Here is a 23,481-nt window from a genome sequence, read left to right on the forward strand (position 1 = left end):
AGTCATTCAGATACTCATGCGCTTATAAAGACGGACGCCGCCAGTTGCCTTTTCTTTCGAAAACCTTTCGGATTAATTGGCGTCACATGCCTTGGCTATGTCGGATGGTCAGATTTAAAACGCCATAGTCTGCCGGTATGATACGAGCGCTTCGGCGCGCTGGATGTGCAAAGTGCGGGTGGGTTTTCCCGTGTTTACCGAGTCTTACCTAGTTTTACCGGGTGTTACCCGGTTTTGCCGATGAAGCGACGCCGTCACCGCAGTCCGCGGATGCCGGGGCACGCTGTCGATCAGGTGGTACCCAACATGATGAGAATGTTTTTGCGACTCTTTGCGATTGGCTTCGGCGCCTTGCTGGCAGCCGCGCCCGCGCACGCCGACTGTTTCGACGAAGCCGCCAAGTATCAAAAGGTCAATCCGCTGATCTTGCGGGCCATTGCGTGGCAAGAGTCGCACAATCAGCCGGACGCAATGAACAAGAACGCGAACGGTTCTATCGACTATGGTCTGATGCAGATCAATTCCGTCCACCTGACGCAGCTCGCACAGTACGGTATCTCGACCACCACGCTGATGCAGCCGTGCAAGTCGGTGTATATCGCCGCGTGGCATCTGCGTCAGAAGATGAACAAGTATGGCAACACGTGGCAGGCGGTTGGTGCGTACCACTCCGAAACACCGTCGCTGCGCGATCAGTACTCAAGACAGATCATCAATATCCTGGGCAAGTGGAAGTTGCTGACGGCATCGCGCTAAGTCAGGTTCGCTTCACCTCGTTTCGTTCAATGTTTGCTGTTTTTCATCGCATGACGCGGCGTTCCAGCTGCGTTTGATGCACAATTCCGCGTTCCAGCCCGCCGCTATTCCAGGCGGGTCTTCTTGAAAGCGCCACCGCTTTCAGCGGCCGCTCGCGCGACTACGCGCCCTCTTTCGATGCCAAACGCGATGAATCAGCCCCTGCCCGTTACCGTGCTTGCCGGTTTGCCAGGCGTAGGCAAGACCACGCTGCTCGACCATTTGCTCGCGCATCATGCCGGCACGGCCATCGCGGTTGTTCGCGGCCGCATCGACGACCTGTCGGGTGAAATCAGCCGCGCTGCCGCTGAAGCGCGCTTCGACGCGATCGTGGTGGAAGCGTCCGGTACCGAGGATCCGCAGGTTATCGCTGAAAACCTGGTGTTCGATAACGACGTCGCGCACCTCGACACGATCGTGACCGTCGTCGACGCGGACAGCTTTTCGCGCGATTACGCGTCGACGGATTCGCTGAGCGAGCGCGGGTTGGCCGACGACGACCACGACGATCGGACGGTCGTCGAAGTGCTGATCGCGCAGATCGAATTCTGCGATGTGATCGTGATCAACAAGACGGATCTCGTCGATACCGCCGCGCTCGCCAAACTCCGGCGCATCCTGCACGCGCTCAATCCGCGCGCCGAGTTGATCGATGCCCGTCAAGGCGCGGTAGCCGCGAGCGAGTTGGTGAACACTGACCGCTTCGACTTCGATGCAACCTCGAGCGCACCGGGCTGGCTGGCGATGCTGAACGCCGATCCGGATTGGGCGCTGGCGCCGACGGCCGACGACCTGGACGTCGGCGGATTTGTTTATCGTGCGCGCAGGCCGTTCCATCCCGAGCGGCTATGGGCGCTGGTGCATCAGGAATGGCCGGGTGTATTGCGTTGCAAGGGCTTTTTCTGGCTGGCAACGCGAACCGATATTGGCGGCTCGCTATCGCAAGCGGGAGGCGCGCTGCGGCATGGTCCCGCGGGAATGTGGTGGGCGGCGCAGGAACGCAGTGAATGGCCGACCGGCGATGCGGAACTGGAAGCTGAAATTGCCGCGGACTGGTTCGGCGATGCGGACGATATGACTATCGGCGACCGTCGGCAGGAACTGGCGATGATCGGAACCGGCCTGGACGAACCCCATTGGCACGCGGCTTTCGACGCCTGCCTCGTCACCGATGACGAATGGTCGCAAGCGTCGAAGGGATTGCTTGCCGATCCGTTTCCGTCGTGGGAGATGGACGAAGACGAGCACGACCACGACCACGATCATCACGACCATGGGGATGATTGCGATTGCGGCGCCCACGGGCACGGGCACTAGGTTGTCATCACCTCGCGGTGAACAACCCGCGGCAACCCGCGAGCGAAAAAAAACCCGCCGGAGGCGGGTTATATACTGACAATCGGCTACAACTTACCGCTTGTTCACTGCGTCCTTGAATGCCTTGCCAGCCGTGAACTTGACGGTCTTGGCGGCCGGAATCTTAATGGATTCGCCGGTCTTCGGGTTACGGCCGGTGCGCGCTGCGCGCTTGCCCGAACCAAAGCTTCCGAAGCCAATCAACTGCACGGCGTCACCCTTCGAGACGGCCTTCTTGACCACTTCGAGCAACGTGTCCAGCGTTTCGCCGGTTTGAGCCTTGCTGGCGCCGGTCTGAGCGGCCACGGCGTCGATCAGTTCCTGTTTATTCATTAAGGTTCCTTTATCAGTTTAGGTTGACACGAACAGCGCGAACGCGCCGATTATACGTGCGCGGGCCTTGCAGTCGAGTACTGGCGCGGGTCCAGCCCCCTGGCCCACTATTCCGGCAAACCCTCACACCCCGGTCACCGGGCCTCCTCCTTACTCGGCGGTTGTTATCATAACGCAGCGCAAACCCAAGCGGGATAAGGGTTTCGAAGATTTACGCATGATTGGACGCAAGTGGAATCCCTTATCGACGCCCTTTTCATGCAAGCAATCCTTTCGTACTGTCCTTTTCACCCTCCGTTGGTTTTTGCCAACGGTTGGCGGACAATCCGGCGCATCACGCGCTAAGCCTTGCCCCTATTAGCTTTAAGGGAACGCAGCGCAGCATCGGAAATACACGGCGAAGGTCATATCATCAGTTTGCTTTCAAACCTTTCGTATGACCCATTCCTTTTTCTTCGCAAACGTGCTTGGCAGTCGCGCGCGTTGGGCTCAACGGCGAAATTTCACGGTTTTGCAGGCGGAATTCGACGGCGGGCGACTGTTTATCGAAACATGGGCCGCGTGGCGCGCTGATCCAGAGCGCTGCGAACGCCTGCATTTTGTCGCGGTCGCTCGGCCGACGACGATGGACCTCCCCGATGTACTCCCTGAGCAGCCCACACTTTCCCAATTACTGATCAATGCATGGCCCATGCGGGTTGCCGGGCAGCACCGGCTCGAGTTTGAAAACGGGCGCGTGGTCCTGACGCTGGCTATCGGCGAGTTGGAGAGCATGCTGCAGAAGATCTGGCTGCGTGCCGATGCGTTTTATCTGCGGCTATCGCATATCGATGCAAAGCTGGCCTACGTCGCAAAAGCGCTGGCGCGTGTCGCCGGAGATCAGGCGACGCTCTGCGCCGAAGCGCACCCCGAGCTTCCCCGCGCCCTGGAAGATGCAGGTTTTATCTGCGATGAAACCCCGGATGCCGCTTATGTGAGCGCCCGCTTCGCTCCACGCTGGCGGGTACGGCGCCACGAACCGCCGCTTGCATTGGCAATAGAGGACTCCCAAGTTCAAACGCTGCGCGATGCAATCGTCATCGGGGCTGGCCTTGCCGGCTGTGCGATCACGGAGCGCCTTGCATCGCGGGGATGGCGAGTCAGCCTGATCGAACGCCACAACGATCTCGCCCGCGACGCGTCCGGCAACCCCGCGGGCGTCTTCCACCCGATCATCTGGCGCGACGACAGCACTGCGGCGCGCCTGACACGCGCAGGATTTCTCTACGCGCTGCACCGATGGTCGGAACTCGAACGCGCTGGCCACAATCTGGGACGCAGCGGCCAGGGCTTGCTGCAAATCGCGGATTCCACCGACGATGCGCGCGCAATCGCATCCGCAATCGAGCGATTCGGCCTGCCGCCGTCCTATGTCGTAGCCGTCGATGAACACGAAGCCTCCCGTCTGGCCGGTCAACCCGTCGCACGCGCTGGATGGTTTTTCCCTCAAGGCGGCTGGATTTCCCCCGCTGCGATATGTGCAGCGCAATGCGCAGTTGCGGGCGATTTACTGACGACCCGCTTCGGCATGGAAGTCGCGCGTATCAAACGGGAAAACGGCACATGGACCGCCTTCGACTCCACCGGCCGCGCCCTCGCCGAAGCCCCCGTCGTGATCCTGGCCAACGCCGGCGATGCGCAACGTATCGCCGGACTTCATGGACTCCCAACGCGTGGCGTCCGCGGCCAGCTCACGCTACTGGACGCAAGTCCCCTGGATGGCCTGCGCGTGCCGATCGTCGGCGATGGCTACGCTGTGCCACTCGGCGCTCATCGCACGCTGACCGGCGCGACCTACGACATTGACGACATCAATATGCGGATCCAGGCCGCCGGTCATACCGAAAACCTCGAACGTGTCGCGATGATGCTGCCTGCCCTGGCCGGATTCGAACCTCGATCAGAAACACTGGAAGGCCGCGTGGCTTTCCGGTCGGTGACGAGTGACCGTATGCCGATGATCGGCGCCCTCGCCGACGAGACCACCGCACGTGCCAATGCCGCTCGTCTTTCCGGCGCATGGCCGCTCGATTTGCCGCGCGCACCCGGCTTGTACGGCGCGTTCGCTTTCGGTTCGCGCGGGCTGGTGTGGTCGACGCTCGCCGCCGAGCTGATCGCGGCGCAAATCGAAGGGGAACCGTGGCCTGTCGAGCGTGAACTGGCCGAAGCCATCGACCCCGCACGCTTCCTTCTGCGTGCGTTAAGACACGGCGAATTCACCTGAAAACCGTGCCTCGAAAACTATCCACCGCAACCTGTGGATAACCCGTCGAATTTGGCGCAAATGACCTGTGTACTCGCTGTGGGCGTAAACGGGACAACTCGATTGCGTCAGGAATCCGGCCGAAGTTGTTCCGGGTTCACCCTCCGGCGCCCACACGTTCGCTATCTGCTTATGCGTCCTTCAAGCTTCTGTAAACGTTGATGAAAACAGAGTTATCCACAGAAATCGCCGGGTCTTGTTAACTACTACTACGTATATATAAACAAAACTTGTAAACCTTAAAACCGTCGTCATCGGCAGCACTCAAAGTGAAAAACCCGCGTTATTTCAGACAAAACGACGACGAGATCGGGCCTGTTAAAAGGTAGATTTTTCCGTATCCAAACTCGACGGAAGCCATTGTTACCACTCGGTTTAAGCAGTCATGGGATTGAAGAAGGGTCGCCGGGAGCTATGGCACAATCGCCGTTCTTTCGTATAGCCGCCTTGCCGGCTTATCGCTTCAAACCGGGCCCCATGCGAGCGCGTGAATTGAAAAAAACGCTGTATCCCTTGCCGTGACGGCAGCGGACCAACCGGCCTGGCAGCGAACGGCTGTCAATTGGCCGACCGGTCCCAACGGGGCTTGACGGAACCTGAAGAATCATCAGGCAACGAATCTTTCCGGCAACCCGCACCGTTACCGCGCACTACCTGCCCATTCACTGACTGTCTGCACTAGCTGCGAAGGAGAAGTCCTCACGATGAAGTCGGCCTTTTCATTCTTACCGGTCTGGCCGCTCGTACCCGACGCCATTTTTTGGGCCGGCCTTGCGCTGGTCGCTGCGGGTCTCTGCGGTGAACTGCTCTGGCGTGCCTGGCGTCTACCACGTATCACCGGCTATGCCGTCATTGGCCTGATCGCGGGCAATGCGGGTTTTGGTGTTATCGATGTCAGTTCGGCCGGGATCTCGCGGCCCTTGCTCGACGTCGCGCTGGGCCTGCTCCTGTTCGAGCTCGGCAGCCGGCTCGACTTGCGCTGGATTCGCCGCAATCCTTATCTGATCTTGTCGAGCATTGCTGAAAGCACGCTTACGTTCGGCTTCGTGCTGATCGCGTTGACGCTGTGCAAAGTGCCGACCATGCCGTCGATCGTGATTGCCGCAATCGCGATGGCAACGTCGCCGGCCATGGTCATTCAACTGCGTACCGAATTGCGTGCAGAAGGCCAGGTCACGCAGCGCCTGCTCACGCTGACCGCGCTCAACAGCATGTACGCGGTGATCGTGGAAAAACTCGCGGCCGGCGTGCTGCATCAGGAGATCTACGGCAACACGCTCGCGACTATTGTTCAGCCGCTTTATCTGCTGCTCGGTTCGCTCGCGCTGGCGCTGGCCCTCGCGCTGGCCTGCAATCTGCTGTACCGGCGGCTAAATACCAACGACGAGCATTCGTTCGTCGCGTTGTTCGGGCTCGTGCTGCTCGCCATCGCGATCGCACATGTGTTCAAGCTGTCGACCATTCTTGCCTTGCTGGCGGCCGGCATCATTGTGAAGAATTCGAACGAGCGGCCGCAGCTATGGCCAACGCATTTCGGCACGGCGGGCTGGTTGCTGACGGTGATTTTGTTCGCGCTGACATTGACGTCGTTCGAATGGCACGATATCGCGCTGGGCGGCGTGGCCGCGCTGGCGCTGATCGTGGCGCGTTTCGTCGGCAAACTGGCCGGCGTGATGATCTTCGCCAAACCGAGCGGCCTCAACTGGAAACAGGGTGCGGCACTCGGGGTGGCGTTGACGCCGATGTCGGCGCTTGCCTACCTGCTCGTTGACGATATGTACGTGCTGTACCCCGATTACGACCCGACGCTGCGTGCAATCGTGATGTGCTCGATCGTCGTGCTGCAGATTGTCACGCCGTTCCTCGTGTATCGCAGTTTGTCGGCGATCGGTGAACGGCGCGAGTAGCGTCGTATCCTGTTTTTTTATCGTTTTTAGCGGGTTGCCGGGCGTTTCATTGAACGTGTCACTGAGCGCTTGAGCGCACTACCCGACGCGTCATACCGATAGGCGGTGCGCGCCGTGCCGGCAAAGGTGCCGGCCCGGCGACCCAGGCTTTGTCAATCAAGAGGCACCATGTCACTCGAACCTTTCATCAACTCGGAGCCGTTCACCTTCGGCATCGAACTCGAGATCCAGGTCGTCAATACGCACGACTACGACCTGACCAAGGCCGCCTCCGATCTCATGCGGCTCGTCAAGGACGAAAAGATTCCTGGCAGCATCACGCCGGAGATCACCGAAAGCATGATCGAGTTGTCCACCGGCATCTGTACGACGCACGAACAGGCCGTAACGGACCTCCGTGCCATCCGCGACACCCTGGTGTCCGCCGCTGACCACCTCAATGTCGGGCTGTGTGGCGGTGGTACGCACGCCTTCCAGCAGTGGAGCGACCGTCAGATCTTCGATACACCGCGCTTTCAGTACCTTTCCGAACTCTACGGTTACCTCGCCAAGCAGTTCACGGTGTTCGGCCAGCACGTGCACATTGGCTGCCCGGACCCGGACAGCGCGTTGTTCCTGCTGCATTCCATGTCGCGCTTCATTCCGCATTTCATCGCGCTGTCGGCGTCGTCGCCGTACGTGCAGGGAGTGGATACCGGCTTTCATTCCGCGCGCCTCAATTCTGTCTTTGCATTTCCGCTGTCCGGCCGGGCGCCGTTCACCCTCACTTGGGACAGCTTCGAGGAATATTTCTCGAAGATGGTCAGCACCGGCGTGGTGAACAGCATGAAAGACTTCTACTGGGACATCCGGCCGAAGCCGGGTTTTGGCACGATCGAAGTACGGGTCATGGACACGCCGCTGTCGGTCGACCGCGCAGCGGCGATTGCCTGCTACATCCAGACGCTTGCACGTTACCTGCTGCTCGACAAACCCCTGACGTTGAAAGAGGACGACTACCTCGTCTATACGTTCAACCGTTTCGAAGCTTGCCGCTTCGGCCTGGAAGGCAGTTGCATCGATCCTCAGACGGGTGAGCGCCGCACGATCGCAGAAGACATCCTGGCGACGCTTGACGTGATCGCACCTCATGCCGACGCGCTGGGTTCGAACGAAGCGCTGCGCCAGGTCGGCGATATCGCGCGCAGCAACATGAACGACGCGACCTGGCTACGAGGTGTTTTCGATCGCGAGCGTTCGCTCAATGAAGCCGTACGCCAGCAGTGCCTGCAGTGGCGCGAGTGACAGATTTGCCCCAGGCACCAGCGGTTTGAGCGCCTCCGAAAAAAAAGAAACCCGCTTACCGGCGGGTTTTTTTTGTCATCTTCTTTCAGGCTGTTGCCGATAACCTACCTCTAAGGTTTACTGTCATGAGTTCGTATACATACGTAATAGTAGTTAACAAGCATCGCGCAATTCTGTGGACAACCGATAAAATCTCCACAAACTCAACAGTTTGGAGTGCGCATAACCCTGGGACGAAGCCTTGCATCGGAAGGGGCAACGTGGGATAACAAGGTTGCGGTTTTGTACGCCCGGGGGTTATCAAGAATCGGCGCACAGCGAATAATGTGGTTATCTACGGCCTTATCCACACTGTTTTGTGAATAACTAAGGTGTACGTTTGGTTCCAGTCGCTTAGAATGTCGGTTTTGCCGGTAGGGAGATGCAAAGCCGGTGAAACAAATGAAGCGCTGGAAGGTCTAGAACAGGCGCCACGGAGAAACATAGATGTCCTGATCCGGACGACGAACTAGCTGCATCGGTTTGATCGCCCGAATTTTGAGACGGTAGTTGATACGAAAGGATTCGCCGGCCGGATACGTCGGTGATTAAGCCTGCAGCGGCTTGGGTAAAACGAGCGGGGTCTGACGTTTGCCGGTTTCAAGCCGTTGCCGAACCATCAGATAAGCATCAAGAAAGACGAAGCGAACGACTATGAGCGAAGGCGTATACGGAGAGCAGGCCACAGGGCGGGTGACCCACGGCTTGCTGCGGTTGAGCACGGCGATGCGTAGCCAGGCATGGGAATGGGCTGAGGGTGCGGGCTTGACGCCGACCCAGGGTGAAATTCTCGTGTTGCTGATGCAGCGGCGCGGTCCAATGCGGCTTGGAGAGATCGCACGGGAAACGGCGTTGACCGCCGCTACCACCAGCGATGCCGTCAGCACGCTGGAAGGCAAGGGTCTGGTCGAAAAGCGCCGCGCGCTGGACGACGGGCGCGCGCTGGCTGTGCGCTTGACGGCACGCGGAAAAACGGCGGCCAAGAAGGCGCTGGTATGGCCGGAGTTCTTGTCGAAGGCGGTCGGCACGTTGAAAGCCGATGAGCAGTCGCAGTTGTACCGCAGCCTGCTGAAGACCATTCGACAGCTCGAAGCGGTGCAGCAGATTCCGCCGCATCGCATGTGCCTGAGCTGCGCGCACCTGGAAGCGAGCAAGAACCCGAAGAAGACGCCGCATCACTGCACGTTGCTGAACATCGACATGGCCGATACCGACCTGCGTCTCGATTGTTCGGTATACGAAGAAGGCGATCTCTCCAAGCAGAAGAAGAACTGGAAGATTTTCGCGCAGGTCGCGTAAGCGCCACTGTGTGAATCGCCGCTTTCGCCGTCCGTGCTTCGCGCGTTGAGCGCGAAGCACGCGGTGTCGGTTAGACTATTCTTCGAGCCGCGCGCCCGTTGGCGGCGTGCTGGCTGCTCGACCGTGCCTTTCCTTCGTGTGCGCCGCCTGATGCCGCGCGCTGATCTCAGCTTGCCGGCTCTTCTGGATAACCGCCGATGAAACGTGAAGTCCTGGCGATACGCCACGTCTATTTCGAAGATCTCGGCAGCCTGGAACGGGTGTTGGGCGATCGTGGCCAACTGGTGCGTTATCTCGACGTGGGCCGCGCTCGCATCGACGCTCCCAATCCGCTCGATATCTCATTGATGGTCGTGCTCGGCGGCCCGATCGGCGCTTATGACGACACGTTGTTTCCCCATCTGAACCCATTGCTCGCCATGCTTGAAAAACGCATTGCGGCGGGCTTGCCAACTATCGGGATTTGCCTGGGCGCGCAGTTGATTGCCCGCGCGCTGGGTGCGAGGGTGTATCCGGCGGCGCAGAAGGAACTCGGCTGGAAGGCGCTGACGCTGACCGAAGCGGGCAAGGCCTCCGCTTTACGGCATTTCGAAGCAGATGGCGAGCCGACACCGGTGCTCCATTGGCATGGCGATACCTTCGATCTTCCCGATGGCGCCACGCGGCTGGCATCAACGGACCTGTGTGAAAATCAGGCTTTCAGTTGGGGCGATCATGTCCTGGGCCTGCAATGCCATCCTGAAGTCCTGGTCGACCGGTTTGAAAGCTGGCTGGTGGCGTATCCGGGCGAAGTCGCGGAAAGCGGGACGACCGTGCCGGCCTTGCGGGCTGACACCGCCAAATATGGCCCCGCGCTCGAACAGGCTGCAGGCAAGATGTTTGGCGAATGGCTGGACCGGTTCGAGCCTGTCAAATAGAGTTCTGCAGAACGTACTGAAGGTAACGCGCCATGAATCCTGTCATTGACGCCGTGCTTACCGGAGTAATCGCACCGCTCGGCACGCATGGCAAATACAGCGCGATTCACAAAGTGCCGGTACCGGCCCGCGTTCGCGTGGGTGAAACCGGGCTGGAAGGCGACCACCAGTTCGAGCGCAAGCATCATGGCGGCCCTGAAAAAGCGCTGCATCACTACAGCCGCGACCACTACGCTGCCTGGCGAGGTGAATGGCCGCTATCGTCTGCTGGTTTGAGTCGCTTCGATACCCCCGGCGCATTCGGTGAAAACATTTCGACGCACGGTTTGAATGAAGCGGATGTATGTGTCGGCGATGTGTTTCGCCTTGGTACCGTGATCGTGCAGGTATCGCAACCGCGCCAGCCGTGCTGGAAACTCAACCTCCATTTTTCCCGCGATGACATGTCGCGACGCGTGCAGGACACGCGTCGTACGGGCTGGTATTACCGCGTGCTCGAGCCCGGTGAAATAGGGGCGGGCGACGTCATGGAACGGCTCGCGCGGCCGCATCCCGAATGGAGTATCGAACGCTTGCTGAGGGTGTTTTACGTTGATCGCGACGATCAGGCAGCGCTTGAACAGATGGCCGCGCTCGCGGCGCTGACGCCATCGTGGCGAAGCACGGCGGCAAAGCGGCTCGATACCGGCAAGGTCGAGTCCTGGGCAATGAGATTGAATACGCCTGCGGACGAGGCGAAGTAGGCGGCGAGGGCGTCAGAACGATGGGTCAAGCGGCCGGTCCGCGGTCGGCGCTCAGCAGGGAAAAAACCGAAGTGCTATTCTGAAACGCCTTTTTTCCTTCCTCCGGAAACTCCCTCATGAGCGCTCTGTTTTCGCCCTTCACGCTGCGAGGCGTGACGCTTCCGAACCGCATCGTGGTGTCTCCGATGTGTCAGTACTCAGCCGAACGTGGCGAGGCCACTGCGTGGCACATGATCCACCTCGGAAATCTCGCGCTCTCGGGTGCCGGCATGCTCTGCCTCGAAGCAACCTCGGTCGAGCCTGATGGCCGCATCACGCCCGGCGACCTCGGCCTCTGGGACGACGTGACCGAAGCCGCGCTCAAACCGGTCATCGCGGCTATTCGAAAGCATTCGCACATCGCCATTACGATGCAGATCAGCCACGCGGGCCGCAAAGCGTCGAGCGCGGTACCTTGGGAAGGAGGTCAACTGATCCCCGTGTCGGAAGGCGGCTGGTTGCCCTCGGCACCATCTGCGATTCCGCATAAAGAAGGTGAAGCACCGCCGCTCGCACTCGATGCAGCCGGTCTGATCCGCATACGCGAAGCCTTCGTGGCGACAGCGAAACGCGCAGCGCGCCTGGGGCTGGATGCGCTTGAAGTGCACGCGGCCCACGGTTATCTGCTGCATCAGTTTCTGTCACCGCTTGCCAACCAGCGCACCGATGAATACGGCGGTTCGCTCGAAAACCGCATGCGTTTTCCGCTCGAAGTCTTCGATGCCGTGCGTGCCGCTTTTCCCGCCGACAAACCCGTTGGCCTGCGCGTGTCGGCATCGGACTGGGTGGAGGGCGGCTGGGATCTCGAGCAGACCATCGTGTTCGTGAAGGAGTTGCAAAAACACAAGGTGGACTGGATCGATGTGTCGTCGGGCGGCGTATCGCCGTTGCAGAAAATTCCGCTGTCACCGGGTTATCAACTGCCGTTCGCAAAAGCCATCAAGGAAGCAACGGGCGTGAACACCATGGGCGTGGGCCTGATCACCGACCCGCAGCATGCCGAAGAGATCATTGAGTCGGGGGAGGCGGATCTGGTCGCGTTGGCACGCGCGCTGCTCTACAATCCGCGCTGGCCGTGGCACGCGGCCGCCCAACTTGGTGCGACCGTGGAGGCGCCGCCGCAATACTGGCGTTCGCAGCCGCGCGAGCAAAAAGCCTTGTTCGGCGATATCTCGTTCGGCCAGCGCTGAAACACGCGATATGAATTTATGGAGCGGTTGAACTCGTGCGCGCCTAACGTGTACGATGCCGTTGTTCGCCTATGTGGTCTCACTGTAGTCTCGGCTCCGCATGGGCATCGAATGACAGTGAATTGCAGTACATGAAGCAGATGATGCACACGATGCGATGAGAAAGACAGCAACGCGGCGGCGCCTCGCATTCAGGCCGCCGCGTTTTTTTAATGCACGTTTCGGTTCGTCACCGTTCGCGTGAAACCGGGACGGGGCGAAGTTGAAGCGTCTGCCAAGCCAAACCGATTCGTTTTAAAGGATTCATTCGATGAGTTCACGGAGGGTCGCCGTCCGCCGTTCGGGCATACACGGCAAGGGCGTGTTCGCCGCGATACCGCTCGCCAAGGGCGAACGGATTATCGAGTACAAGGGCGAACGCATTTCGTGGAAAGAGGCATTGCGCCGTCATCCGCACAACCCGGACGAGCCGAACCATACGTTCTATTTCGCGCTCGAAAATGGCAAGGTGATCGACGGCAAGGTCGACGGCAACAGCGCACGCTACATCAACCATTCGTGCGCGCCGAATTGCGAAGCCGAAGAGAAGGAAGGGCGCGTATTCATCCACGCGCTTCGTGCGATCAAGGAAGATGAAGAGCTGTACTACGACTACGGTCTCGTCATCGACGGTCGCGTCACGAAGAAGCTGAAGAAGGAATACGAATGCCGCTGCGGCGCCAAAAAGTGCCGCGGCACCATGCTGGCGTTGAAGAAGAAAAAGTAGGGCTTTCGTACCGGGTAAAAAAACGCCACGGCAGGTTTCCTCCGTGGCGTTTTCTATTTCCTATGCCGTTTTCAAAGGCATTCGCACGATGAAACGTGCGCCGCCTTCGGGCGCTGGAGCATCCTCGTAATGCACGCTGCCGCTGTGCAGGATCATGATGTCGTGGACGATCGCAAGGCCCAGTCCGGCCCCGCCTTCCACGCCGTGGCCATCGCCGCGGAAAAAACGCTTGAACAGATCCGGTTGCTGTTCCAGCGGCACGCCCGGACCGTTGTCTTCCACTACGATTTCGCCCATCTTGCAGCCTTTTTCATCGACGGTCTGCGTCACCGTGACGGTCACGCGTGCGCCTTCGGCCCGCGACGTGGGTACGTACTTCAACGCGTTATCGATGAGATTGGCGATCACCTCGCGCACCAGCACGAGATTGCCGCGCACTATCAGCGGATATTCGTTGTCGGGGTCGTCCAGACGCTGGAAGCCCAGATCGACATGCGCGGCCAGTGCACGCGGCACCCATTCCGCGCCGGTTTCAAACGCGAGCGCGGCGTAGTCGAAGTCGGTGAAACGCGCGGCCTGTTCACCCGGCTCGGCGCGTGCGAGCGAGAGCAATTGATTCGACAATCGCACAGCACGATCCGCCGATGCCCGCAGCTCCCTGACCGCATCCAGCACCTTCGCGGGGTCCCTGGCGGTCGCTGCCTGCTCGGCATGCAGTTTCACGGCGGTGAGCGGCGTACGAAGCTGGTGGGCGGCATCGGCGATAAATTTGCGCTGGCCGTCCAGTGCCGTTTTCAGGCGGTCGAGCAGCGCATTCATTGCGCTTGTCAGCGGACGAATCTCGACGGGGACGAACGATTCGTCGACCGGCTCCAGCGACATGTGGGTCTGCCGGTTGAGGGTATCGGCGAGATCGGTCAGCGGGTTGAGCTGCTGGTTCACCACGCGCCACACGATCACCCAGCCCGCCAGCAACAACAGCAGCAGCGGCATCATGATGGCGACCATGAACTCGACCGCTATCCGGTAGCGCGAGCCCACGCGCTGCGCGACCTCCACGACGATCGGATTGCCATGCGTCTGGTCGACGCGCACCTGCGCCGCACGCACGCTCACACCTTGGTAATAAGTCTCGAAGACGTACGCGTAGTGAATCCGGCGCACGTTCGTGCCGGTTAGCGGCAGATCGGGTTCGCCGGCAATCTCGCTATCGCCGTCGCTGATCCGGTAGATCAGTTGTTCGACGGGGTCCGAGAACATGGCACGGGCGAGCGGCGGCACCGTTACCGGCGCGTCGACGCCCGCCAGCTGGATTTGCTTGGAGATAGCCGTGGCGAGATCGGCCAGCGAGCGGTCGACGACGTGCTGCGTGTATTGCCACGCCAACCAATACGCCATCAGTCCGCTCATCAGCGCAAGCAGGGACAGCGGCGCGGCAAGGCGGCGCAGCAGCGAGCGCCGAAGGCTGGGCGGCACGCTTGCAGACATGGTTGTCGAACGTGCCAGATGCAGCCAGTCGGCGCGGTCGAAACGTTCGTCGGGCGTGCGCCGGGGAGGGAATCGCAAGGTGCTGGGTAATCGCTCGTCAGGCTTGTTATGCCGTCGACAAACCGCTTACGCGGCCTGCCGGATTTCCTGCAACAAGTAGCCGAAACCTCGCACAGTCACGATTTCCACGCGGCAGTTTTCCAGTTTCTTGCGAACCCGGTGCACGTAGACTTCGATGGCGGTGTCGCCCAGATCACCGCCGAAGTGCGTCAGGTGATCCTGCAACTGGGCTTTGCTGACCACACGGCCGTGGCGCAGCAGCAGCATTTCGAGCACGGCGAATTCACGCGGCGACAATTCGAGCGGCTTTTCGTCGTTGAAAATGCGGCGATCGACGCCCGACAGACGCAAGCCGCCCAGCGATACTTCCGGACGCGGTACATCGCCATGCGGACCGCTGCGGCGCATCACGGCACGAATGCGCGCTTCGAGTTCAGCGGGTTCGAACGGCTTGAGCATGTAGTCGTCCGCGCCGCTGTTCAGGCCCTGGACGCGGTCATGCAGCTCGTCGCGTGCGGTCAGGATAATCACGGGCGTATGGCGATTGCCCTGGCGGAAACGCGACAACAGCGTCATGCCGTCAATACCCGGCAGGCCGAGATCGAGAATCACCAGTTCATGGCGATTTTGCGTGAGCGCCTGCTCCGCGAAAATGCCGTCGTGGACCATATCGACGGTAAAGCCGGCTTGTTCAAGGCTACTTTGGATGCCGCGCGCGATGGGGCGGTCGTCTTCGATTAGAAGGATTCGCATGGAAGTCGCTCTTATACGATGGGTTGGGCTCGATTGTGCGGCGCGGTCGCCAGCCGGAATTGCCTACCTTTCTTTACCGCGGCGCCGTCCGAGTCATATCAGCAATCCTTTTACGCCAAACGCTGCACCGCGCCTCGCTGTGCAGCGATTCTCCTGTGGCCGGACACGCCGAAATTCCCCGATCCGCGGACGCCACCCCGTGGTCGGTTTCCAGCACGTCCGCTCAGCCCTTGTGGCGACAAAACCGGTCGTTGAAGGGATGAACGGACAGTCCAAACCGTATGCGCTGCTGATTGTACAGTGTCGGTCTGTGCCGCCAATGGACTGGAGCCGTCAGAGCGCCCGAAGCATTGTGAAAGCTTACGCCTGCTTTAGATATTTGCTTTCTCGTTGAAAGATTTTGTTGCCATAAACTTTCAAACACTATCGTTTTTGCTTTCGAATAAGTGAGTCTAGTCCACTTGCGGGGCGCTTATTGCGATTTTTGAATGTCATAGTTTGTAATACGGTCGTTACGCATTTGTCGCGGTAGCCAGGTTGGTAAACGGATTTCAGGCCGCCGGCGTGATGGAGTCGATGAATGTCGCGAGCTTTATATCGCGCTCCGTGAGGCCTTTCGCCGCGTGGGTCGAGAGCGTGATGTCCACCTTGTTGTACGCATTCGACCAGTCTGGATGGTGATCCATTTCCTGCGCTTTTATTGCCACGCGCGTCATGAAACCGAACGCCTCGTTGAAATCGGCGAACTTGAAACTTCGCTGAATTGCGCTTTTATCGGCGCTGAGCTGCCATCGCGTTAACTGGCCGAGAAGTTCGGGGAGTTCGTCACGTGCGAATTTCTTGATCATGGGGACCTCCTTGGCTTAAGCGGTAGGGCGCCGCGCGGTTGAACGGCACATGCGGCCGGGGAGCCACGCGGTAAGCTTGCGTCTTTCGGCACTTCACGCAGGATATCCACATGGTCGACCTCGATCACTTCGATCTCGCGCTGCTCGACGTTCTTCAGCGTTTCGGCCGCGCGACACATCAACAACTCGGCGAGGAAGTGCCACTGTCGCCGTCGCAAATCGGGCGCCGCTTGCAACGCCTGGAGGCAACCGGTGTGATCGATGGGTATCGCGTGGTGCTGCGTCCCGAAAAGCTCGGGCTCAGTGTGACCGCGTTCACGAGCCTGAAGCTGAAGCATCACGGCGATACCGTCATAGACCAGTTCCAGCAGCAGATCGAAGCGCTGCCCGAAGTGCTCGAATGCCATGCGACGGTTGGCGACGCCGATTATTTGCTGCGCATCGTCGCGCCGGATTTGAACGCGCTGTCTACGTTTGTCATGAAAAAGCTGATGCGCGTTCCCGGCGTAGACAGTGTGCGTTCTAATATCGTGCTGACCACATTCAAGCGCAACGGACCGCTGCCGCTGGGACATCTCGCGGCCAATCCGCCGGATTCACCGGCTTCGCGGGGTTAAGTCAGCCAGGTCAGGCCGGCTCGCTCAGCAGGTCGACATACGCAACCGGCACGAGGTCGCTTGCCGCCACGCCGAGCTTCGCGAACAATTCCTCCGCTTCCTTTTCGCCGCCGGCTTCGTCGTCATCAGGCGCCAGCAGCACTTCCAGTTCGATGAAGTCACCCAGTCCGTCCACGCGGTCCAGATGAATCCGCGTGCGCCCGACGATATACACATGCCGCTCCTTGTTCACGATGCCGCGTGTATTCAAAGCCTGGGCGAGCAGCGCGTGCATGGCTTCGGCGTTGGTGACCGGGCTGCGTGAGTAATACGAGACCTTCGGGCCGTCGCGGTCATCGCGTTGATAGAAAATCAGTTCGGCCGGTGTGTTGTCATCGAATTGACGTAGTTTCAGGCGGCCGTTCGGCACATCGTAGAAAAAATCTTGCTGGCGGTAGATCATCGGCGGTTCGCTGGCAAGCGCTGCTGCGCGTGCCAGAAGCTGGTCGAACTGATCCGCGCGAGCCTTGATTTCGATATTGCGTGCCATGTTGGGGTGTCCTGTTCACGTGGGCGCCAGATGCGCGACCCTCAGACTAACAAAATTTAATGACCGGGAGATTCCTCGGTTTCGTCAGATCGCAGCCCTTCTTCGACTACGTCGCCCATTGGTCTTCAATCAGACGTAAAGCCGCCGCGATGCCCGGCTCTTCGCGGCGCTCCGCCAATACGATGAACGAAAGCTGCGTAGGCACCGTAACGCCTTCGACGATGGTCAGCGCATGCGCGTGCGCTTCGGCCAGCGCGATGGAATCGCGCACGAGCGTCAGGCCCACGCCCGACTTCACCAGATCGAGCATGGACGGCTCCTGGTCCACTTCCGCCACTTTGATCGGCTGGACCCCGTGGGCATCGAAGATCCGGGTGAGCAAGCGGTTATGCGCCGACTCCGGCGGCGTCCAGATCCAGGGCAGCCGGGCAAGCGCCACCCAGCCATTCTCTGCGCCTTCCGGGCGGTCGGGCCGGTTCACGCGCTCCTTCCAGCCCGCTGGCGCCAGCACGCGGTACAGATACGGCTTCAACTGCATGACGTGAAACCGGTCCGAATCGCGGGGTTCATCGATTGCCGGATCGCCGATATAAAACCCCACATCGAGATCGCGCGCCTTGATGCGCTCGAGCACCCAGCCCGACATGCCGTGCCGCAGCGCGGTTTCAATGCGCGGATACGTCTCCACGAGTGCTCGCAGGAAACCGCCGAGCCGGAGGAATTCGGGATCGAGGATCGTTCCGATGGTCAGGCGTCCGCTGACCTCGTGGCGAAGCGCGGCGGCCACGCGCTGGACCTCGCCCGCGGCCGTCAGCGCTCGCTCGGCGTGCGGCAGGAGGGTTTCGCCGTCACGTGTGAGGATCAAGCCGTGCGACGTCCGCGAAAACAGCGAGACACCAAGCGTCTCCTGCAAGTTCTTGATCTGCAGGCTGACGGCGGGCTGCGACACATGCAACAACACGGCCGCGCGCGTGAGATTGCCTTCGCGGGCGACAGTGACAAAAGCGCGGAGTAGAGTCAGATCCATGCCTGATATTAGCCCAGCTTATAAAGCTGTTGAAGATATCTGATTGGATTGCTGCACTGCGTCCGCAGTAGCTTATGTGCGATATGGCATCAGGGCGGATCGGGCGAGCGGCGGTTTTCGGCGCTTCCAATCGGCCGCGGTGAAGGTGGGTTTGGCCGGAGACACAGATGAAACAGGACGCGCGCAAGCTTGAGGGTGAATTCGATTACATCATTGTGGGTGCCGGAACGGCGGGGTGCGTGCTTGCCAACCGGCTGACCGAAGACGCCGATGTGAGTGTGCTGCTGCTGGAAGCCGGAGGTAGGGATAACTACCACTGGATTCACGTGCCGGTCGGATACCTCTATTGCATTGGCAATCCACGCACGGACTGGCTATATAAAACACAGTCCGAACCCGGACTCGATGGGCGTTCGTTGTCGTATCCGCGCGGTCGCGTACTGGGCGGTTGCTCATCGATAAACGGCATGATCTACATGCGTGGCCAGCGCGAGGACTACGACGATTGGGCGCGCATTACCGGGGACCGCGACTGGTCCTGGGATTCCGTGTTGCCGGTGTTCAAGCGCAGCGAGGACCATCACGGCGGTCCGAACGAATGGCATGGCGCCGGGGGCGAATGGCGTGTGGAGAAACAGCGGCTGAAGTGGAAAGTGCTGGAAACGTTCGCGCAGGCGGCTCAGGAGAGTGGTCTTCCCGCTACCGACGACTTCAATCGGGGTGACAACACAGGCGTTGGTTATTTCGATGTGAACCAGCGCAGCGGGATTCGATGGAATGCATCGAAGGCATTCTTGCGGCCCGCAATGAAACGGCCCAACCTCACCATCATCACGGGTGCTCATACGCAGCGGCTGATGATGGAAGGCAAGCGCTGCGTGGGGGTGGAGTATCGGGGTGGCGATACGGACTACCTGGCCAAGTCGCGATGCGAGGTGATCGTGAGTGCGGGCGCGGTGAACTCGCCGCAATTGCTGGAGTTGTCCGGTATTGGCAACGGGGCGCGGCTGCAGAGCCTGGGTATTGACGTGGTGCAGGACGTGCAGGGTGTTGGCGAGAATTTGCAGGATCATCTACAGCTTAGGATGGCTTACAAAGTTCACGGCGTACAGACATTGAACACGTTGTCGGCGCACTGGTGGGGCAAGGCGTGGATCGGCTTGCAGTACATGTTGATGCGACGCGGGCCGATGTCCATGGCACCCTCGCAATTGGGCGCGTTCGCGAAGTCCGATCCGGATGACTCGACCATTACGCGGCCCGATGTGGAGTATCACGTGCAGCCGTTGTCGCTTGACCGGTTTGGGGAGCCGTTGCACTCGTTCAATGCGTTCACGGCTTCAGTATGTCCGTTGCGGCCGACGTCGCGCGGGAGCGTGCATATTGCGTCGCCGGATGCGCGGGATGCGCCTTTGATCGCACCCAACTATTTGTCGACCGATCGTGATCGTGAGGTGGCGGTCAATGCTTTGCGTTTGACGCGGCGGATTGTAAGTGCGCCTGCGTTGGCGAAGTATTCGCCGGAGGAGATCTTGCCGGGGCCGGCGTTCCAGACGCATGCAGAGCTTGCTGTTGCCGCGGGCAAGGTCGGGACGACTATTTTCCATCCGGTGGGGACATGCCGGATGGGCACGGATAATGATCCGGCTGCCGTTGTCGATGGGCGTTTGCGTGTGATTGGTGTGAGTGGCTTGCGGGTGGTCGATGCTTCGGTGATGCCGACTATCACCTCCGGCAATACGAATTCCCCAACGTTGATGATTGCTGAACGGGCAAGCGAGATGATTCGCGCCGACCGGCCGTTTTTGTTTTCGCTTGCGCCAGTGAGTGGGCTTTCTGGTTGATTTCCGGCTTCGGCCGCCAACCGCAACATGATTGACCCCGCATAAACCCGACCCCAAATGCGTGCACCGGTGCGAACGAAATTCAACGTCCACCGGTTCGAACGTAAACCAAGCTTAAAACTAAGTGCAAATCCCGATGATTGCGCTGCATCATTGGCGCGACAATAACGCGTGCGCGCTTGTTGCACCGCCGGTCTGCATCACCATTGTGCAGCACGCAAGAATTGCAACACCGGTGCAACAAAACTGCAACAGCAACATCGCAACCACCCAGCACAAACACCGCCAGCAAAACCACGGGGCATGCGCCAAAAGCGCGCCGAGCTGAAGCTGAAACAAAGGCTCAAACAAAGCACGGAAGGGGACATGATTCTCGGCGATACGATTCTGGAAACCCGCGGCCTGACAAAAGAGTTCAAGGGCTTCACCGCCGTCAACGGCGTGAACCTGCGCGTGCGTCGCGGCTCCATCCACGCATTGATCGGCCCTAACGGCGCGGGCAAGACAACCTGCTTCAACCTGCTCACCAAGTTCCTGGAACCCACCGCAGGACAAATCGTCTTCAACGGCATCGACATCACCGGCGAACGTCCCGCGCAAATCGCCCGTCGCGGTGTCATCCGCTCATTCCAGATTTCTGCTGTATTCCCACATCTGACAGTGATGCAGAACGTGCGCGTCGGCTTGCAACGCTCGCTCGGGACATCGTTCAAATTCTGGAAAAGCGAACGTGTCCTGGATGAACTCAATGATCGCGCCATGGACCTGCTCACCCAGGTCGGCCTCACCGATTTCGCCGATACCACCACAGTCGAACTTTCCTACGGCCGCAAGCGCGCACTCGAAATAGCAACCACGCTTTCGATGGAACCCGAACTCATGCTTCTCGATGAACCCACGCAAGGCATGGGTCACGAAGACGTTGACCGCGTGACGGCGCTGATCAAGAAAGTATCGGCGGGACGCACGATCCTGATGGTCGAACACAACATGAACGTGATCGCAGGCATCTCCGACACCATCACCGTCCTGCAACGCGGTGAAGTGCTGGCCGAAGGCAGTTATGCCGAGGTATCGAAGAACGCACTGGTGATGGAAGCCTACATGGGCAGCACCGACGCAACCCTCGCCGGAGCGCATGCATGAGCACGATGATGGAGGAACGCCGCGCGGAACAATTGCGTGAAGCATCGACTCAGGAGCCGGCGCTCGAGCTGGTCGGTGCGCAAGCCTGGTACGGTGAATCGCACATCCTGCATGGCGTGGACCTGACGGTGCACAGAGGCGAAGTAGTTACGCTGCTTGGGCGCAACGGCGCAGGCCGTACAACTACGCTGCGCGCCATCATGGGCCTCACCGGCCGTCGCACGGGATCGATTCGTATTGGCGGACACGAAACCGTCGGCATGTCGACGCATAAGATCGCGCACTACGGCGTGGGATATTGCCCGGAAGAACGCGGCATCTTTTCAAGCCTCTCGTGCGAAGAGAACCTGCTTCTGCCGCCGCTCGTAGGTAACGCGAAAGACGCCATGTCGATCGATGAAATCTATTCGATGTTCCCCAATCTCAAGGAACGGCGCAGCAGTCAAGGTACGCGTCTGTCGGGCGGCGAACAGCAGATGCTGGCCGTTGCGCGCATCCTGCGGACCGGCGCGAATCTGCTGCTGCTCGATGAAATATCGGAAGGACTTGCGCCTGTCATCGTCCAGACGCTCGCGCGAATGATCCTGATGCTGAAGGCGCGCGGTTACACGATCGTGATGGTCGAACAGAATTTTCGTTTTGCCGCACCGCTCGCCGATCGCTTCTATGTCATGGAGCACGGGAAGATCGTCGAGCATTTCAACTCCGGCGAACTCGACGCGAAAATGCCGGTACTGCACGAGCTGCTCGGGGTTTAGGACGTTGAACGTGCGTTCAACGCAGGTTCAACACATCAGCATGCGGCCCACCGCAAGAACAACAACTCAACGGAGACTGTAATGAAGAAGAAGACCCTCGCGCGCCTGTCGGGACTATGCCTCGCGGTTGCAGCGGCCACAGCCTCGCTGATGGCAGGCAACGTCCAGGCAGCCCCCGGCGACACGGTGAAGATCGGCTATATCACGGACCTGTCCGGCCTGTATGCGGACATCGATGGGCCGGGTGGCCTCGAGGCCATCCGCATGGCAATCGCGGATTTCGGCGGCAAGGTGAACGGCAAGCCGATCGAACTGGTCTACGCGGATCACCAGAACAAGGCCGACATTGCGGCGTCGAGGGCGCGTGAATGGATTGACCGCGACGGCGTGAACGTGATCATCGGCGGAACGAATTCGGCAACGGCGCTTTCAACGAATCAGGTCGCCGGCGAAAAGCATATCCCATACATCAACATTGGCGCGGGCGCGGACAACCTGACCAACGAGCAGTGCACGCCATACACGGTTCACTACGCGTACGACACCATGGCGCTCGCCAAGGGCACAGGCTCGGCGGTGACGAAGCAGGGCGGCAAGACCTGGTTCTTCCTGACGGCCGACTACGCATTCGGCAAGGCGCTGGAAAAGAATACATCGGACGTGGTGAAGGCGAACGGCGGCCAGGTGCTCGGCGCGGTGCGTCATCCGTTATCGGCATCTGACTTCTCGTCCTTCCTGTTGCAGGCGCAATCGTCGAAAGCGCAGGTGCTGGGTCTGGCGAACGCAGGCGGCGACACGATCAACTCAATCAAGGCCGCGAAGGAATTCGGTATCACCAAGACGATGAAGGTCGCAGCGTTGCTGATCTTCTTGTCGGACATCCACAGTCTTGGCCTGGAAACTGCGCAAGGCCTGGTCGCAACCGACAGCTGGTACTGGAACAAGGACGCAACGACGCGCGCCTGGGCACAGCGCTACTTCGCCAAGATGAAGAAGATGCCGACGAGTCTTCACGCAGCCGATTACTCCGCGGTCACCACGTATCTGAAGGCGGTGCAAGCGGCCGGCACGACGGATAGCGACAAGGTGATGGACCAGTTGCACAAGATCAAGATCAACGACTTCTACACGCAAAACGGCTACATCCGTGCAGACGGAAGCATGATCCACGACATGTACCTGATGCAAGTGAAGACGCCGGCGGAATCGAAGGAACCTTGGGACTACTACAAGATTACGGCGACCATCCCGGGCGACCAGGCTTTCGACACCAAGGCGGAGTCGCGCTGCGCGTTGTGGAAGTAAGGGGCCGGGTTTTAGCGGCACTGCGGATTCAGGTGTGACGCGCAGTAGGGCGCTGAAGCTTATGCGCCGCTCGTGATCCGCATGATCGATCGACGCATGACGGCCTGCTTATCTTGAGTCAGGACGGCATGCGTCG

The 23,481-nt window shown here is 59.8% G+C and carries 21 protein-coding genes; 15 read left to right on the forward strand and 6 right to left on the reverse strand.

Annotated features, from left to right (window positions below):
- Window positions 1-306: 306 nt before the first annotated feature.
- Entirely contained in the window at window positions 307-756 is a 450-nt protein-coding gene (locus ABH944_RS11780) for a lytic transglycosylase domain-containing protein (protein WP_404606059.1), read from the forward strand.
- Window positions 757-945: 189 nt separating this feature from the next.
- Entirely contained in the window at window positions 946-2,112 is a 1,167-nt protein-coding gene (locus tag ABH944_RS11785; protein WP_404606061.1) for a GTP-binding protein, read from the forward strand.
- A 93-nt stretch (window positions 2,113-2,205) separates the two neighbouring features.
- Here ABH944_RS11785 and ABH944_RS11790 read toward each other — a convergent pair whose 3' ends face one another.
- Window positions 2,206-2,484, reverse strand: coding sequence for an HU family DNA-binding protein (locus tag ABH944_RS11790; RefSeq protein ID WP_031364544.1), 279 nt, complete (start codon window positions 2,482-2,484; stop codon window positions 2,206-2,208).
- 436 nt (window positions 2,485-2,920) lie between these two features.
- On the opposite strand from ABH944_RS11790, the gene mnmC reads away from it, so the two are divergent.
- From mnmC to ABH944_RS11830, 8 genes are all read left to right on the forward strand, one after another.
- A complete protein-coding gene (gene mnmC, locus ABH944_RS11795) occupies window positions 2,921-4,747 on the forward strand; it encodes a bifunctional tRNA (5-methylaminomethyl-2-thiouridine)(34)-methyltransferase MnmC2/FAD-dependent 5-carboxymethylaminomethyl-2-thiouridine(34) oxidoreductase MnmC1 (RefSeq protein ID WP_404606064.1) in 1,827 nt (608 codons plus the stop codon).
- Window positions 4,748-5,490: 743 nt separating this feature from the next.
- The gene (locus ABH944_RS11800) at window positions 5,491-6,693 is read left to right on the forward strand and encodes a cation:proton antiporter (protein ID WP_404606066.1); all 1,203 of its coding nucleotides are present in this window, start codon (window positions 5,491-5,493) and stop codon (window positions 6,691-6,693) included.
- A 168-nt stretch (window positions 6,694-6,861) separates the two neighbouring features.
- Window positions 6,862-7,977 (forward strand): YbdK family carboxylate-amine ligase, encoded by a 1,116-nt coding sequence (locus tag ABH944_RS11805; protein ID WP_404606068.1) that lies wholly within the window; start codon window positions 6,862-6,864, stop codon window positions 7,975-7,977.
- A 693-nt stretch (window positions 7,978-8,670) separates the two neighbouring features.
- The gene (locus tag ABH944_RS11810) at window positions 8,671-9,315 is read left to right on the forward strand and encodes a MarR family winged helix-turn-helix transcriptional regulator (RefSeq protein ID WP_097260282.1); all 645 of its coding nucleotides are present in this window, start codon (window positions 8,671-8,673) and stop codon (window positions 9,313-9,315) included.
- 197 nt (window positions 9,316-9,512) lie between these two features.
- Entirely contained in the window at window positions 9,513-10,232 is a 720-nt protein-coding gene (locus tag ABH944_RS11815; protein ID WP_404606070.1) for a glutamine amidotransferase, read from the forward strand.
- A gap of 32 nt (window positions 10,233-10,264) precedes the next feature.
- Window positions 10,265-10,975, forward strand: a complete 711-nt coding sequence (locus ABH944_RS11820) for an MOSC domain-containing protein (protein ID WP_404606072.1) — start codon at window positions 10,265-10,267, stop codon at window positions 10,973-10,975.
- A 116-nt stretch (window positions 10,976-11,091) separates the two neighbouring features.
- Entirely contained in the window at window positions 11,092-12,204 is a 1,113-nt protein-coding gene (locus ABH944_RS11825) for an NADH:flavin oxidoreductase/NADH oxidase (protein WP_404606074.1), read from the forward strand.
- Window positions 12,205-12,514: 310 nt separating this feature from the next.
- Window positions 12,515-12,970 carry an SET domain-containing protein gene (locus ABH944_RS11830; RefSeq protein WP_404606076.1) on the forward strand — a complete coding sequence of 152 codons (456 nt, stop codon included), beginning with the start codon at window positions 12,515-12,517 and terminating at the stop codon, window positions 12,968-12,970.
- Window positions 12,971-13,030: 60 nt separating this feature from the next.
- On the opposite strand, the gene ABH944_RS11835 is transcribed toward ABH944_RS11830, so the two are convergent.
- The 3 genes from ABH944_RS11835 to ABH944_RS11845 form a co-directional block, all read right to left on the reverse strand.
- Window positions 13,031-14,458: a sensor histidine kinase gene (locus tag ABH944_RS11835; RefSeq protein ID WP_404606466.1), complete on the reverse strand. Its 1,428-nt coding sequence runs from the start codon at window positions 14,456-14,458 to the stop codon at window positions 13,031-13,033.
- 126 nt (window positions 14,459-14,584) lie between these two features.
- Window positions 14,585-15,271, reverse strand: coding sequence for a response regulator transcription factor (locus ABH944_RS11840; protein ID WP_047895218.1), 687 nt, complete (start codon window positions 15,269-15,271; stop codon window positions 14,585-14,587).
- A gap of 551 nt (window positions 15,272-15,822) precedes the next feature.
- The gene (locus ABH944_RS11845) at window positions 15,823-16,119 is read right to left on the reverse strand and encodes a 4a-hydroxytetrahydrobiopterin dehydratase (RefSeq protein ID WP_404606079.1); all 297 of its coding nucleotides are present in this window, start codon (window positions 16,117-16,119) and stop codon (window positions 15,823-15,825) included.
- Between the two features lie 110 nt (window positions 16,120-16,229).
- On the opposite strand from ABH944_RS11845, the gene ABH944_RS11850 reads away from it, so the two are divergent.
- Complete coding sequence (locus ABH944_RS11850) at window positions 16,230-16,736, forward strand: Lrp/AsnC family transcriptional regulator (RefSeq protein WP_404606081.1); 507 nt, start codon at window positions 16,230-16,232, stop codon at window positions 16,734-16,736.
- Window positions 16,737-16,746: 10 nt separating this feature from the next.
- Here the strand turns inward: ABH944_RS11850 and ABH944_RS11855 are convergent, their stop codons facing one another.
- Together ABH944_RS11855 and ABH944_RS11860 are read right to left on the reverse strand one after the other, a co-directional pair.
- The gene (locus ABH944_RS11855; RefSeq protein ID WP_404606083.1) at window positions 16,747-17,265 is read right to left on the reverse strand and encodes a class IV adenylate cyclase; all 519 of its coding nucleotides are present in this window, start codon (window positions 17,263-17,265) and stop codon (window positions 16,747-16,749) included.
- Window positions 17,266-17,371: 106 nt separating this feature from the next.
- Window positions 17,372-18,292 carry a LysR family transcriptional regulator gene (locus tag ABH944_RS11860; RefSeq protein WP_404606085.1) on the reverse strand — a complete coding sequence of 307 codons (921 nt, stop codon included), beginning with the start codon at window positions 18,290-18,292 and terminating at the stop codon, window positions 17,372-17,374.
- A gap of 167 nt (window positions 18,293-18,459) precedes the next feature.
- Here ABH944_RS11860 and ABH944_RS11865 point away from each other — a divergent pair, with 167 nt between their 5' ends.
- The 4 genes from ABH944_RS11865 to ABH944_RS11880 all read left to right on the forward strand — a co-directional run bounded on the left by ABH944_RS11865 (window position 18,460) and on the right by ABH944_RS11880 (window position 23,345).
- Window positions 18,460-20,136 (forward strand): GMC family oxidoreductase, encoded by a 1,677-nt coding sequence (locus ABH944_RS11865; protein WP_404606087.1) that lies wholly within the window; start codon window positions 18,460-18,462, stop codon window positions 20,134-20,136.
- A 366-nt stretch (window positions 20,137-20,502) separates the two neighbouring features.
- Window positions 20,503-21,282, forward strand: a complete 780-nt coding sequence (locus tag ABH944_RS11870) for an ABC transporter ATP-binding protein (RefSeq protein ID WP_404606089.1) — start codon at window positions 20,503-20,505, stop codon at window positions 21,280-21,282.
- A gap of 5 nt (window positions 21,283-21,287) precedes the next feature.
- Complete coding sequence (locus ABH944_RS11875; RefSeq protein ID WP_404606467.1) at window positions 21,288-22,040, forward strand: ABC transporter ATP-binding protein; 753 nt, start codon at window positions 21,288-21,290, stop codon at window positions 22,038-22,040.
- A gap of 81 nt (window positions 22,041-22,121) precedes the next feature.
- Window positions 22,122-23,345, forward strand: a complete 1,224-nt coding sequence (locus tag ABH944_RS11880) for an ABC transporter substrate-binding protein (protein ID WP_404606091.1) — start codon at window positions 22,122-22,124, stop codon at window positions 23,343-23,345.
- Window positions 23,346-23,481 lie beyond the last annotated feature (136 nt).

Origin of the sequence: Caballeronia udeis (assembly GCF_044909315.1) — a bacterium.
Classification (GTDB): domain Bacteria; phylum Pseudomonadota; class Gammaproteobacteria; order Burkholderiales; family Burkholderiaceae; genus Caballeronia; species Caballeronia udeis_A.

What these genes read in the sequence shown, in the direction of transcription:
- ABH944_RS11780 (WP_404606059.1), top strand. Translation starts at nt 307, where the DNA reads ATGATGAGAATGTTTTTGCGACTCTTTGCGATTGGCTTCGGCGCCTTG.
- ABH944_RS11785 (WP_404606061.1), top strand. Translation starts at nt 946, where the DNA reads ATGAATCAGCCCCTGCCCGTTACCGTGCTTGCCGGTTTGCCAGGCGTA.
- ABH944_RS11790 (WP_031364544.1), bottom strand. Translation starts at nt 2,484, where the DNA reads ATGAATAAACAGGAACTGATCGACGCCGTGGCCGCTCAGACCGGCGCC.
- mnmC (WP_404606064.1), top strand. Translation starts at nt 2,921, where the DNA reads ATGACCCATTCCTTTTTCTTCGCAAACGTGCTTGGCAGTCGCGCGCGT.
- ABH944_RS11800 (WP_404606066.1), top strand. Translation starts at nt 5,491, where the DNA reads ATGAAGTCGGCCTTTTCATTCTTACCGGTCTGGCCGCTCGTACCCGAC.
- ABH944_RS11805 (WP_404606068.1), top strand. Translation starts at nt 6,862, where the DNA reads ATGTCACTCGAACCTTTCATCAACTCGGAGCCGTTCACCTTCGGCATC.
- ABH944_RS11810 (WP_097260282.1), top strand. Translation starts at nt 8,671, where the DNA reads ATGAGCGAAGGCGTATACGGAGAGCAGGCCACAGGGCGGGTGACCCAC.
- ABH944_RS11815 (WP_404606070.1), top strand. Translation starts at nt 9,513, where the DNA reads ATGAAACGTGAAGTCCTGGCGATACGCCACGTCTATTTCGAAGATCTC.
- ABH944_RS11820 (WP_404606072.1), top strand. Translation starts at nt 10,265, where the DNA reads ATGAATCCTGTCATTGACGCCGTGCTTACCGGAGTAATCGCACCGCTC.
- ABH944_RS11825 (WP_404606074.1), top strand. Translation starts at nt 11,092, where the DNA reads ATGAGCGCTCTGTTTTCGCCCTTCACGCTGCGAGGCGTGACGCTTCCG.
- ABH944_RS11830 (WP_404606076.1), top strand. Translation starts at nt 12,515, where the DNA reads ATGAGTTCACGGAGGGTCGCCGTCCGCCGTTCGGGCATACACGGCAAG.
- ABH944_RS11835 (WP_404606466.1), bottom strand. Translation starts at nt 14,458, where the DNA reads ATGTCTGCAAGCGTGCCGCCCAGCCTTCGGCGCTCGCTGCTGCGCCGC.
- ABH944_RS11840 (WP_047895218.1), bottom strand. Translation starts at nt 15,271, where the DNA reads ATGCGAATCCTTCTAATCGAAGACGACCGCCCCATCGCGCGCGGCATC.
- ABH944_RS11845 (WP_404606079.1), bottom strand. Translation starts at nt 16,119, where the DNA reads ATGATCAAGAAATTCGCACGTGACGAACTCCCCGAACTTCTCGGCCAG.
- ABH944_RS11850 (WP_404606081.1), top strand. Translation starts at nt 16,230, where the DNA reads ATGGTCGACCTCGATCACTTCGATCTCGCGCTGCTCGACGTTCTTCAG.
- ABH944_RS11855 (WP_404606083.1), bottom strand. Translation starts at nt 17,265, where the DNA reads ATGGCACGCAATATCGAAATCAAGGCTCGCGCGGATCAGTTCGACCAG.
- ABH944_RS11860 (WP_404606085.1), bottom strand. Translation starts at nt 18,292, where the DNA reads ATGGATCTGACTCTACTCCGCGCTTTTGTCACTGTCGCCCGCGAAGGC.
- ABH944_RS11865 (WP_404606087.1), top strand. Translation starts at nt 18,460, where the DNA reads ATGAAACAGGACGCGCGCAAGCTTGAGGGTGAATTCGATTACATCATT.
- ABH944_RS11870 (WP_404606089.1), top strand. Translation starts at nt 20,503, where the DNA reads ATGATTCTCGGCGATACGATTCTGGAAACCCGCGGCCTGACAAAAGAG.
- ABH944_RS11875 (WP_404606467.1), top strand. Translation starts at nt 21,288, where the DNA reads ATGATGGAGGAACGCCGCGCGGAACAATTGCGTGAAGCATCGACTCAG.
- ABH944_RS11880 (WP_404606091.1), top strand. Translation starts at nt 22,122, where the DNA reads ATGAAGAAGAAGACCCTCGCGCGCCTGTCGGGACTATGCCTCGCGGTT.